General features: G+C 27.8%; 8 protein-coding genes and 1 other RNA gene. 8 read left to right on the top strand and 1 reads right to left on the bottom strand.

The window, feature by feature from the left end:
• Nucleotides 1–2 precede the first annotated feature (2 nt).
• Both pepT and pepD read left to right on the top strand, forming a co-directional pair.
• Nucleotides 3–1,214 carry a peptidase T gene (gene pepT / locus BN3265_RS05100; RefSeq protein ID WP_058990479.1) on the top strand — a complete coding sequence of 404 codons (1,212 nt, stop codon included), beginning with the start codon at nt 3–5 and terminating at the stop codon, nt 1,212–1,214.
• Nucleotides 1,214–2,614, top strand: a complete 1,401-nt coding sequence (gene pepD / locus BN3265_RS05095) for a beta-Ala-His dipeptidase (protein ID WP_058990478.1) — start codon at nt 1,214–1,216, stop codon at nt 2,612–2,614. Before pepT ends, pepD begins: the two co-directional genes overlap by 1 nt.
• A 182-nt stretch (nt 2,615–2,796) precedes the next feature.
• On the opposite strand, the gene ssrA is transcribed toward pepD, so the two are convergent.
• Nucleotides 2,797–3,151: a transfer-messenger RNA gene (ssrA, locus tag BN3265_RS09315) on the bottom strand.
• 141 nt (nt 3,152–3,292) lie between these two features.
• Here ssrA and BN3265_RS05090 point away from each other — a divergent pair.
• From BN3265_RS05090 to BN3265_RS05065, 6 genes are read left to right on the top strand one after another with little or no spacing between them, the layout of a single operon-like run.
• On the top strand, nt 3,293–4,426 hold the full coding sequence (locus tag BN3265_RS05090; protein ID WP_058990477.1) for a glucose-1-phosphate adenylyltransferase: 1,134 nt from the start codon (nt 3,293–3,295) through the stop codon (nt 4,424–4,426).
• A gap of 1 nt (nt 4,427) precedes the next feature.
• On the top strand, nt 4,428–5,543 hold the full coding sequence (gene glgD, locus BN3265_RS05085; protein ID WP_058990476.1) for a glucose-1-phosphate adenylyltransferase subunit GlgD: 1,116 nt from the start codon (nt 4,428–4,430) through the stop codon (nt 5,541–5,543).
• 10 nt (nt 5,544–5,553) lie between these two features.
• Nucleotides 5,554–6,984, top strand: coding sequence for a glycogen synthase GlgA (gene glgA / locus BN3265_RS05080; RefSeq protein ID WP_058990475.1), 1,431 nt, complete (start codon nt 5,554–5,556; stop codon nt 6,982–6,984).
• A gap of 1 nt (nt 6,985) precedes the next feature.
• Nucleotides 6,986–9,232 (top strand): glycogen/starch/alpha-glucan phosphorylase, encoded by a 2,247-nt coding sequence (locus BN3265_RS05075; RefSeq protein WP_058990474.1) that lies wholly within the window; start codon nt 6,986–6,988, stop codon nt 9,230–9,232.
• A gap of 5 nt (nt 9,233–9,237) precedes the next feature.
• A complete protein-coding gene (gene pulA / locus BN3265_RS05070) occupies nt 9,238–11,133 on the top strand; it encodes a type I pullulanase (protein WP_058990473.1) in 1,896 nt (631 codons plus the stop codon).
• A complete protein-coding gene (locus BN3265_RS05065; RefSeq protein WP_058990472.1) occupies nt 11,123–12,814 on the top strand; it encodes a phospho-sugar mutase in 1,692 nt (563 codons plus the stop codon). The genes pulA and BN3265_RS05065 overlap by 11 nt, the downstream gene beginning before the upstream one ends.
• Nucleotides 12,815–12,930 lie beyond the last annotated feature (116 nt).

Genomic DNA, 12,930 nt, shown 5'->3' with positions numbered 1-12,930 from the left:
TTATGTTAGATAAATTTTTAAAATATGTAAAATATGATACCCAAAGTGATGATAAAAACGAATCTTGTCCATCAACCCAAGGACAAATTGAACTTGCAAAAGTTATAGTTGAAGATTTGAAAAATCTTGGAATAGAAAATGCCCATGTAGATGAAAATGGATATGTTTATGCTTCAATAGAAGGAACAGTAAAAAATATTCCTACAATAGGTTTTATTTCTCACATGGACACTGCTCTTGAAATTACTGGAAAAAATGTAAATCCACAAATAATTGAATCATATGAAGGTGGAGACATAATTTTAAATGATAAATATAAATTGAGAGAAGATGAATATCCATTTTTGAAGGAATTAATAGGTCATAAATTAGTTACAACAGATGGAACAACCTTACTTGGAGCTGATGATAAAGCTGGAATTGCAATAATAATGGAAGTTGCAAAATTCTTTATGGAAAACAGAGACCTAAAATTCGGCGATATTAAAATAGGTTTTACACCAGATGAAGAAATTGGAAGAGGAGCAGACTTGTTTGATGTAGAAAAATTTGGAGCTGACTTTGCCTATACAATTGATGGTGGGCCTGTTGCTGAGTTAGAATATGAAAATTTCAATGCAGCAACAGCAAAAATCCATATAGAAGGAAAATCAGTTCATCCAGGTTCTGCAAAAAATGTCTTGATAAATGCACTTTTACTTGGACAAGAATTAAACTCAATGCTTCCAGTAAATGAAAGACCAGAATATTCAGAAGGATATGAAGGATTTTTCATGTTGGATGAAATAAATGGAACTTCTGCAGAAGTTGATATAGTTTATTTAATTAGAGATTTTTTCACAGATTCATTTAATGAAAAGAAAAAAATCCTACAAGATATAGTAGATTTTCTAAATAAAAAATACGGACAAAGAATAGATTTAGAAATTGAAGATTCTTATTATAATATGAAAGAAAAAATTAAGCCATGTATGGAAATAGTTGATCTTGCTAAAAAATCAATCAAAAAAGCAGGCATGGATCCAATTGTAAAACCTATTAGAGGTGGTACTGATGGAGCAAGTCTTTCTTATAAGGGACTTCCAACACCAAATTTATTTACAGGTGGATATAATTTCCATGGAAGATACGAACTTCTCTCAGTAGATATAATGGAAAAATCTTTTGAAGTTTTGAAAAATATTGTACAATTAAATGTAGAGGAGGGGAAATAATGGAAAAATTACAACCACAAAGAGTATTTTATTACTTTAAAAAATTAATGGACATCCCTAGACCAAGTTTTCACGAAAAAGAGGTTTCAGATTTTTTAGTAAAAACAGGAAAAGAATTAAATCTTGAAACCTACCAAGATGAAAATTTAAACGTAATATTAAAAAGAAAAGCATCAAAAGGCTATGAAAATGCACCAAAGGTAATTTTACAAGGACATATGGACATGGTTGCATCAAAAACTGATGATTCAGACCATGATTTCTTAAAAGATCCAATAAAACCTATACTTGATGGAAAATATTTAACAGCAGATAAAACCACACTTGGAGCAGATAACGGAATTGCAGTAGCAATGGGATTAAGCTTACTTGAAGATGAAAATTATGTAGGACCACAAATTGAATTATTGGTAACAACAGAAGAAGAAACTTCAATGGCAGGAGCTTTGAATTTAGCTGACGATGTTCTTGAAGGCGAATATTTAATAAACATTGACTCAGAAGAAGAAGGAGTCCTAACAGTTGGATCGGCTGGAGGAATTACATTTTTCATTTCTGAGAAAATCGGAAAAGAAGAAGATAAAGATGGATTTGAAATAAAAGTTTCAGGTCTACTTGGTGGTCACTCTGGTATGGATATCAACGATAACAGAGGAAATGCTATAAAAGTTTTTGCACATATTTTGGATAATTTAAATTCAGATATAACCATTGGAGAATTTACAAGTGGAAGCCTTGATAATATTATTCCATCATCAGGAAGCGTAAAAGTTTACGGAGCAAAACTAGAAGAAATAGAAGAAGCCAAGAAAAAAGCTTTAGATAAGTTTAAAGATGTAAAAGGCGAATTAAAAATTGACATTAATGAAGCAAGCGGAAAAAGCTATTCAAAAGAATTATCAGAAAAAATAGTTAAAATGATAGCAAATGTAGCTTGTGGAACAAATACAATGATGAAAGATGGAGTAACTGTAGAATCTTCAGATAACTTAGCCTTAATAAAAGAAGAAGATGGATTTGTAAAAAGTGAAATTTCCTTAAGATCATCAGAAAATCACGTTTTAGATGAATTATCAGATAGGATAAAGAAAACATTAGAAGATTTAAATATAAATTACACAATAGATTCAATTTATCCTGGTTGGGAATACAAAGAAGATTCAAAATTAAGACCACTAGCTCAAAAAGTTTATAAAGAATTTGAAGGAAAAGAATTCGACACAATAGTAATTCACGCTGGACTAGAATGCGGTGCATTTTACGAAAAATATCCAAATTTAGATATAATTTCAATAGGACCAAATATAAGTGGAGCCCATTCACCAGAAGAAAAAGTAGAAATAGAATCAGTACAAAGAGTTTATGATTATCTAAAAGAATTACTAAAAGAAATAAAATAGAAAATATTAAAATTATTTTTAAAATATAAGAATATTTAAAAAGGACACTAAAAACAAAAAATTGTTTTGAGTGTCTTTTTTAATAATAAAAATAAAATTATGAAAATCAATTTTTATTTTTTAGTATTAAAATGTTATCAGAAAAAAATAAAACCTTGAAAAATCAAGGCTTATAATATGTATGGTGGAGATGACGGGATTTGAACCCGTGTCCGCACAAGTTTTAATAAAAGCATCTACAAGTTTAGTAAGTATTTAATTTTCATCTAGCACTTATCTACTTACAAATAACTTACTAGACTAGCTTCATAATACTAAATACACTCAAAGCTTTGTGCATTAGTTGCCACATAAATTATGAAACAAATAACAACTACTGTGACCTAATCGTTATTTGCTGCTTGCCTAAATTAGGCAGCTAATGCGAATTGTCTTTCGCTATTATTGTTTGCTTTTATATTTAATTTTCAATTTTACGAATTGATAAACGACTTGCAACTTAAATCTTAACAAGCACGTCGAAACCAAAACATCCCCGTAAGTAATGATAATATTATACTAAATTTTAATTTTATGTCAAAATTTATGAAAAGCCTTTAAGTGAATTAAATTTTAATTTTTTGGGTATTATTATATCAAGTCATTCAGATTAAAAATCTTGGACAGATAGGAGGACTTATGAGAAATAATAATAAAATTGCAGCTATGCTTCTTGCTGGTGGTCAAGGATCTAGGTTGAAAGCCTTAACTAAGGAAATGGCAAAACCAGTTGTTCCATTTGGTGGAAAATATAAAATAATTGATTTTGCTTTATCAAATGCAACAAATTCTGAAATTAGGGATATTGGAGTACTTACTCAATATAAACCACAATTATTAAATAAGCACTTGGGAATCGGTGCAGCTTGGGATTATGATAGAAATTTTGGTGGTCTAAGAATTTTAACTCCATATTATACTGAAGAAGGTGGAAAATGGTTTGAAGGAACTGCCGGAGCAATTTTTGTAAATATTAATTATCTTGATAGTATTGACCCTGAATATGTTCTTATTCTTTCAGGTGATCATATTTATAAGATGGATTATACTAAACTTCTTGATGAACATATAGAAAAAGGTGCTGATGCAACTATTGCTGTTATGGAAGTTGATTGGGATGAGGCATCAAGATTTGGAATAATGAATACTGATGATGAGGGAAGGATTGTAGAATTTGAGGAAAAACCTGAAAATCCTAAATCAAATCTTGCTTCTATGGGAATTTATATTTTCAATTGGAAAGTATTGAGAGAAGCTTTGATTGAAGATCACAAAAATTCTGAATCTACAAATGATTTTGGTCATGATATTATTCCTTATTTATTAAATAATAGTAGGGATTTATTTGTCTATAAATTTGATGGATATTGGAAAGATGTTGGTACTGTTAAATCTTATTGGCAAGCAAATCTCGATTTGATTGATCCTGAAAATCCTCTTAATATACAAGATGATTCTTGGAAAATATATACAACTGCTCTTAACTTACCTCCTCATAGAGTTGGAAGTCATGGCGTTTTAAACGATGCCTTAATAAATGAAGGTTGTATTATTGATGGAGAGGTAAATAATTCTGTATTATTTTCTAATGTAAAAATTGAAGAAAATGCTTGTGTAAATAATTGCGTGATTTTATCTGGTGTTACTATAAAAGAGGGAGTAAAGGTATATAATTGTGTAATTACTGAAAATATGGAAATAAATGAAAATATTGGAGATAAAAACTCTACAACAGTTTATCTTGTAAGTAAAGATGGTATAGAGGAGGATTAGTATGCAAAATATACTTGCTTTGATTTATAGTTCAGAATTTGATGAGAAAAATTATGATACTCTTTGTAAATATAGACCTGATTATATGTTGCCTTTTGCTTGTAGGTACAGGGTTATAGATTTTACCTTATCAAATATTACTAATCACAATATTTCAAGTGTAATTTTATATGGTGGAGAGCCTTTAAGATCTACTCTTGATCATGTTGGAGATGGTAGGAATTGGGAATTAAACAGAAGAAGTGGTGGATTGATGATAAATCCCCCAGTTTATAATAGGTCAAGACTTGCTAATGAAATAGAGACTTATTATAATACCATGAAACATTTTATGCAAAATAAACGTGAATATGTTTATATTACTAATCCTATGTATATTTCTAAGGTTAATATTTCAGATGCCTATGAGCAAATGAAAGATGAAGATCTTGATGCTTTAATTTTTACTCAAAAAATAAAAGATGATTATGGATATTATTTAAATAGAAGAATTATCAATACTGATGAAAAGGAAATTCCAATTAGTGTAGGGACAAATCTTGGTCTTGAAGATGAAATCAACTTATTTACTGGCTCAATTTTGATTAAAAAAGATATATTCATAGATTTATTAAGATATTCAATTGAAAAAAATAATGCTACTAATATTTTGGATGCTTTATTTAAATATCCTAAGAAGAAAACTTTAGGTTTGTATAGGTCAAAAGAAAGATTGAGCGTAATAATGGATACTTTAACCTATTTTGAGGCAAGTTTTAATCTTTTGGATAGGGATTATTTTGATGAAGTTTTCTATGAACAAGGCATGGTTTATACAAAAAGCAAGGATGAACCTTCAACAGAATATTTAAAAGGATCAAAGGTTAGAAATTCTTTGGTTGCAAATGGTGCTTTAATTGAAGGAGAAATTGAAAATTCTATAATTTTTAGGGGTGTTACAGTTAAAAAAGGTGCAGTAATTAAAAATTCTATTATCTTCCAAAATTCTGAAATTGGTGAGGGAGCTATTTTAAACCATGTTATTACTGATAAAGACACAAAGGTACATGAAGATGTAAGATTGTTTGGAAATAGAACACATCCTTACTTGACAGATAAGGGAGAGCACATTAATTAAGGAGATTTGAATGAAAGTATTATTTTTAACAAGTGAAGCCGATCCCTTTATAAAAACTGGAGGACTTGCTGATGTAGCTGGTTCTCTTCCAAAGGAGCTTGTAAAAAAAGGTATAGATATTAGAGTTGTAATGCCTTTGTATACAAGTATTGATCAGATTTATAAAAATAAGATGGAAAAAATTAAAGAATTTTACGTTGACCTTGATTGGAAACACCAATATGCTGGGGTTTATAGTTTAAAATGGGATAATGTTACATTTTATTTTATAGACAATCTAGAATATTTTGATAGACCAAACGCTTATGGTTACGATGATGATGCTGAAAGATTTATATTTTTCTCAAAAGCTGCAACCCTGCTTGGTAAAGAAATAGATTTTAAACCAGATATAATTCATTCTAATGATTGGCATACTGCTTTAGTAAATATTTATGTAAATGATTTTAGAAAAGGTGATCATTATTTTGATGATATAAGAACCTTATTTACAATTCATAACCTAAAATACCAAGGGGTTTTTGATTCGGGCTATCTTACCCTAACTGGTCTTGATGGATATTATTTCAATGAACATGACCTAAAATATTTTGATGCTATTAATTTTATGAAAGGTGGAATTGTTCACTCAACTGCTTTTAATACAGTTAGTGGTAATTATGCACAAGAGATTAAATATCCATTTTATGGAGAAGGTCTTGATGGAATAGTTAGAGAGTATGAAAATAAACTTTCTGGAATTGTAAATGGAATTGATTACGAAGTTTGGAATCCAAAAACTGACAAGAATATTTATAAAAATTATGATTTAAAATCTATAAAAGATAAAGTAAAAAACAAAACGGAACTTCAAAAAGAATATGGGTTACCAGTAAATGAAAATGTCCCAATGATTGCAATTTGTTCAAGACTAACTTCTATGAAAGGATTTGATCTTGTAAGGTATATTTTAGATGAATTGTTACAAGAAGATATACAACTGGTTGTTCTTGGAACTGGGGATTATACTTACGAGGAGATGTTTAAATATTTTGAGTGGAAATATCCTGACAAGGTTGCTGCAAGAATTTATTATGATGGAAAAGAAAGTCACAAGTTGTATGCTGCAAGTGATTTATTTATGATGCCATCAATTTCTGAGCCTTGTGGAATTAGTCAATTGATAGCTATGAGATACGGATCTTTGCCAATTGTCAGAGAAGCAGGTGGATTAAAAGATACGGTAAATGCTTACAATAAATATACTGGTGAAGGGACAGGATTTTCTTTTGAAAATATAAATGCCCATGAATTACTTTTTGCTAGTAAAAATGCTATAGATTTATATAAAAATAATAAAAAAGCCTTCAACAAGCTTGTTGAAAATGCTATGAAAGAAAAAAATGACTGGGAAGAATCTTCAAAAAAATATATTAAATTATATGAAGATATAAAGGCATAAAATGAATAAAAATAATAATTTTATCTTAAAAAGAATACAAAATTTTTTGTATTCTTTTTATGCTAAAGAGATAGAAGATGCAAGACTTGGTGAAATTTATGATGGACTTGTGAAAGCCTTGATGCAAGATATAGGAAAAAATTGGTCTAAATCAAAAAAAACTTTTAAAAATAAAGAGGTTTACTTATTATCATTTGAATATAGTCCAGGAAAATTTATTGAAAATTCTATAGAATCTTTGGATTACAAAAAGGAAGTTAATGAGTGTTTAAAATTATTGAATATTTCTATGGAAGATTTGCTAAATTATGAAAAGGAAGCTAGTCTTGGAAATAGTGATATAGGAATAGGCTCTTGGTATTTAATGAATGAGTTGAGTAAAAATAAAATAAAATCCATGGCTTATGCTCTTAGATATGAAAGTGGAGGAATGAAGCAAGTTATTAAAGACGGAAGGCAATTTATAAATCCTAATGAATGGCTTTCTGTTGGAAATAAATGGGAGCACAAAAAAGCTTTTTCTTATATTCTAAATATTGAAGGAAAAAAAACAAAGGCAGTAGCTTACGATATGCCGATTTTTAATAATGAAAATAATTTTGTAAACACACTTAGATTGCGGAAAGCTGAATCAATTAATAAAATAGATTACTTAAATTTATCGAGCGGCGATTTTAAAAGTGCTTACGATGATTATATAAATAATAATTCATTGACTCAATTTTTGTATTTAGATAATTCTACTTACGAGGGAAAGCTTTTTAGGTTAAAACAGGAATATTTTTATTCGGTTTCAACTATTCAAGATATTTTTAGAAGATATTTTAAAAAAAATCATGATATAAAAGACATTAAAAACAAAATCAAAATAATTCTTGCTGATATTCATCCTAGCCTTGCAATAATTGAATTTATAAGGGCTTTAAACCAAGGGTATAATCTTGAAATTAATGAATGTATTGAAATAAGTAAAAAAGTATTTGTTCATATAGGATTCTTATTAACTTCTGATTCAAAAGAATCCTATGATCTTTCAATGATAAAATCAATAGATAGTTCTCTTTATGATATTATTTTAAAATTAGATGATTTTGTAAAAGAAAATCAAAATTTATCAATAATTGAATATGGGCAATTAAAATACGATAGAATTAATTATTGCTTTGTTGATAGCTACTACTATCTATCAAAAATTTTCATTGATAATTATAAGGAAGAAGGAGTAAAGTTTTCTTATTTAAATTTTGGTGTTGATAGGTATTTATATTCTGATTCAAATAATTTATTGTTTAAAAAAAGTTTAGAAAATTATGGTATAAATATTACTAATAAAGACAGTGTAAGAAAACTAGGAAATTTCAAAAATTATAAAGCCTTTTATGATGAAATGGAAGAGGTTAAATTTAAAAACAAGCTTAATTTAATTAAAGAATTTAAGTTAAATGAGTTTGATAGGGTAAATCCGTATTCTATTTTTGACATGCAACTTGCAATGTTTCACGAGGCAAAAAGACAATTGTTAAATGCTATATCTATAGCTAGCATCTATTATAAATTAAAAGACAATTCAAATATCTTAATATCTCCAACAACTTATATTTTTTCAGGTAAGGCAAATGATGGATATTTTATGGCTAAAGAAATTATAAAATTTATCCTAGCTTTAAAGCATATGATTGACAAAGATAAGTTAATTAAGGAGAAATTAAAGATAATTTTTATAGAAGATGCAAATGTAGAGAGGTTGAGAAAAATTTATCCTGCATGCGATATTTATAGCAATTTAAGTCTACCAATATTTGATAATCAAAGTTTTCATATGTTAAACTCAATTTTTAATTTATCAAATGTTCTTTCAAGTAAGGGGGGGATAATTTCAAATATTGATAAGGAAAATGAAATTTATACCTTTGGACAAGCTTATGAAGAAATTGAAAAAATAAAAAATGAAAATACTTATGATGCTCGTGAATTCTATTACAAAAATGATATAATCAAAAGGACGATTGATAATTTGATTAATGAAGATTATTCTAATTTGCCATATAACTTCAAAAATATTTATGACTATTTGATTTCTTATAATGATTCATTTTTTATATTTAAAGACCATGATTCTTTGCTAGATATGAGATTTGAAATTTCTAAGGATTATTTGGACAAGAAAAAATGGATTGATAAGGAAATTGATAATATACTTTGGGCAAATGAATTTAATCTTGATAAAAATTTGGAAAAGTTTAAATAGGAAATATGACATACACTTACGATGATATAAAGGATATAAAATTAGGAGCAAACTACACAAAAAATTACACTGAATTTAGGGTTTTTGCACCAAAAAGAAAAAAAATTGACTTATTAATTACAGATGATTATAGAAAAGTTAGAAAAGAAAAATTTTCTATGATCAAAAAAGAATTTGATATATTTTACTGTAAAATTGAAAGAGATTTGGATGGATTTTTTTATTCTTATTTAGTTGAAGATAAATATGAAGTTTATGAAGTTACAGATCCTTATTCTAAAGCTTCTTCAATTAATAGCCTAATTTCTTCTGTAGTTGATTTTGAAAAAACAAATCCTAAAAACTTTAAAAAGTTTTCGCCAAAAATTTGTGAGAACGAAGCAATAATTTATGAATTAAATGTTAAAGATTTTACAGCAAATAAAAATTCAAATGTAAAAAACAGGGGTAAATTTTTAGGACTTTCAGAAGAAGATACTGAACTTGATGGAAAAAAAACTGGCTTATCTCATTTAAAAGAATTAGGAGTTACACATGTTCAACTTTTGCCAGTCTATGATTTTATTTCAACCTTTGAAGAAAATGAAAAGTTTTTTGATGATGATAATTATAATTGGGGCTATGATCCAGAATTGTATTTTAATGTTGAAGGATCATATGCAACAAATCCATATAATCCCCAAAATAGAATTTTTGAATTTAAAAAAATGGTAAATAAAATCCATGAAGCTGGTATGCATGTGGTTATGGATGTTGTTTATAACCATACTTTTAAAACTATTGATTCAAATTTAGAAATTTTAGCCCCATCTTATTATCACAGGAAAAATTCTGATGGAAGTTTTTCAAATGGATCTGGCGTTGGCAATGAATTTAAAAGTGAAAATCCTTTTGCTAGAAAATTAATAATTGATTCATTAAAACACTGGGTTTTGGAATATGATATAGATGGATTTAGGTTTGATTTGATGGCTTTAATTGATATCGATACAATGAAAATTGCAATTAGTGAGCTTAAAAAAATTAAACCTTATCTAATAATTTATGGTGAGCCTTGGATGGGTGGAGATTCGGTTTTACCAAGGGAAAAACAAATTTTAACAGGAAGTCAAAGATCAAATGGATTTGCGGTTTTTAATGATAGGTTTAGAAATGCTATTAAAGGCGATAATGATGGATATGCCAAGGGCTTTATCCAAGGAAATTTTGCTTTAAAAAATCAAATAGAAATTGGTATAAGTGGAAGTATTGATTTTGATGAAAAAAGAATAGGATTTGTGGATAATGCCAGTGAGACAATTAATTATTTTGCCTGTCATGATAATCTAATTTATCTGGATAAATTAAAAATTTCTTTGACAGACCATGATGATTTAGAATATATTTCAAGATTGGGTTTTGCGATTTTGTTTTTATCTTTTGGAAAGCCATTTATCTACGAAGGAACGGAATTTAATAATTCAAAATCTAATAACAGTAACTCTTACAATTCGCCTTTATCAATAAACGGAATTGATTGGAAAGATAAAGTTGATAATTTTCAAACTTTTAATTTTGTTAAAGACTTAATTTCGCTTAGAAAAAAATTAGAGGTTTTTCAGCTTGTAAAAAAAGATGATATAAGAGAAGTTCTGACTTTTGTAGAAGATTTAGAGGATAATCTTATAGCTTACAAGATTTGTTTTAAAAATAAGAAAATATATGTAGTTTTTAATGGATTAAAAGATGATGTAGATCTTGATGATTTTAAAAGAAAGAAAATTTTTGGAGAAGAAGTTTCGCTTGTTAAAATATTTGATAAAAAGGGTAAAATTAATAAAAAGATAAAAGTTTCTGAATTAGATCATTTCAGCAAACATTCTGTAAATGTTTATATAAGAGGAGAAAATTATGGATTATAAAAAAGTTTACGAAACTTGGCTAAATAATGAATTTTTTGACCAAAAAACTAAAGATGAACTAAAAAAAATTGAAAATGATGAAAATGAAATTGAAGATAGATTTTACCAAGAATTAGCTTTTGGTACTGCAGGGTTAAGGGGAAAGCTAGGAGCTGGTACAAATAGGATGAACCAATACACAGTTGCCAAGGCTACTCAAGCTTTTGCGGATACAATCTCTGATATGGGAGAAGACGCAAAAGAAAGAGGGGTTGTAATTTGTTATGATGTTAGACATAAATCTGATGAATTTTCAAAAATAACTTCTGAAGTTTTTGCTGCTAACGGAATTAAAGTAAATATTTTCAAGGAAATTCAACCAACACCTGTTTGTTCATATGCAATTAGAAAATTAAAAACAATTGGTGGGGTAATGGTTACAGCTAGCCACAATCCAAGAGAATATAATGGCTACAAGGCTTACGGTTCAGACGGAAGTCAAATTCTTGAAGATATTGCAGTAAAAATTCAAAATTATATGAAAGAATATGAAGATTATTCTAAAATAAAAAGAATTGATTTTGATAAGGCAATTAATGAAGGACTAATTTCCTGGATAGATGATTCTTTGATTGAAGATTATGTAAAAGATGTTTTGGATTGTGCAATTAATGAAGATGTAGACAAAAAAGTTAAAATTGTATATACACCATTAAATGGATGTGGAAATAAATTGGTTAGAAGAATCCTTGATGAAAGAGGTTTTGAAAATATTTTTATAGTAAAAGAGCAAGAAAATCCAGATCCAGATTTTACAACTGTTGGTTACCCAAATCCAGAAGATCCAAAAGCATTTAAATTATCAGAAAAACTAGGAGAAGAAAAAAATGCTGAATTATTACTTGCAACAGATCCGGATTCTGATAGGTGTGCGGTTGAAGTTTTGGATAAAAATGGAAATTATCAATTTTTAACTGGAAATCAAATAGGATCTTTACTTACAAATTATATTTTGACAGCCCTAAAAGAAAATAATGAATTGCCTAATGATGGGGCGATTGTAAAAACAATAGTTTCAACAGACTTAGTAAAACCAATTGCAAAAAGTTTTGGCGTTGATGTTTATGAAGTTTTAACTGGGTTTAAAAATATTTATGAAGTTGCAAATAATTTTGAAAGAGTTGGAAAAGGCGAATTTATTTTTGGTTTTGAAGAGAGTATAGGTTATAATTATAAGACTTTTGTAAGAGATAAGGATGCTGTAAACTCAGCTATGCTTATTAGTGAAATGACAGCTTATTATAAAAATAAAGGAAAATCATTATTAGATGTTCTTGATGATATTTACCAAAAATTTGGCTTTTATTCAAATGAAGTTCAATCAATAGTTCTTGAAGGACTTGATGGAGCTCAAAAAATAAAAAGAATAATGGAATCTATTAGAACAAATCCACTTAAAGAAATTTCTGGACTAAAGGTTAAAAAGATTGTAGATTATTTAAATGACGAAACAGGACTTCCAAAATCTAATGTTTTGAAATATTATTTGGAAGATGATTCTTGGTTTGTATTAAGACCATCAGGAACAGAACCAAAAATAAAATTATACCTAAATGCAATAGATAAAAGCAAAAAAGAGTCTGATGAAAAAAGAGATAAAATTAAAAATGAAGTAAATAATATTATTAATCAAATAGATTAAAAATTTTTATACCTAGGAGCAAAATAAAGCTTCTAGGTATTTTTTATTTTAAATTATGCAGAACTTTTATATTAGATATTTTTAATAGGGATATTTTCAAGAATTAGAAATTTTTG

The organism is Anaerococcus rubeinfantis (assembly GCF_001487145.1).
GTDB classification, from domain to species: domain Bacteria; phylum Bacillota; class Clostridia; order Tissierellales; family Peptoniphilaceae; genus Anaerococcus; species Anaerococcus rubeinfantis.
The sequence above is the reverse complement of the archived record's forward strand: the minus strand, read 5'-3'. Positions and strand labels throughout refer to the sequence as shown.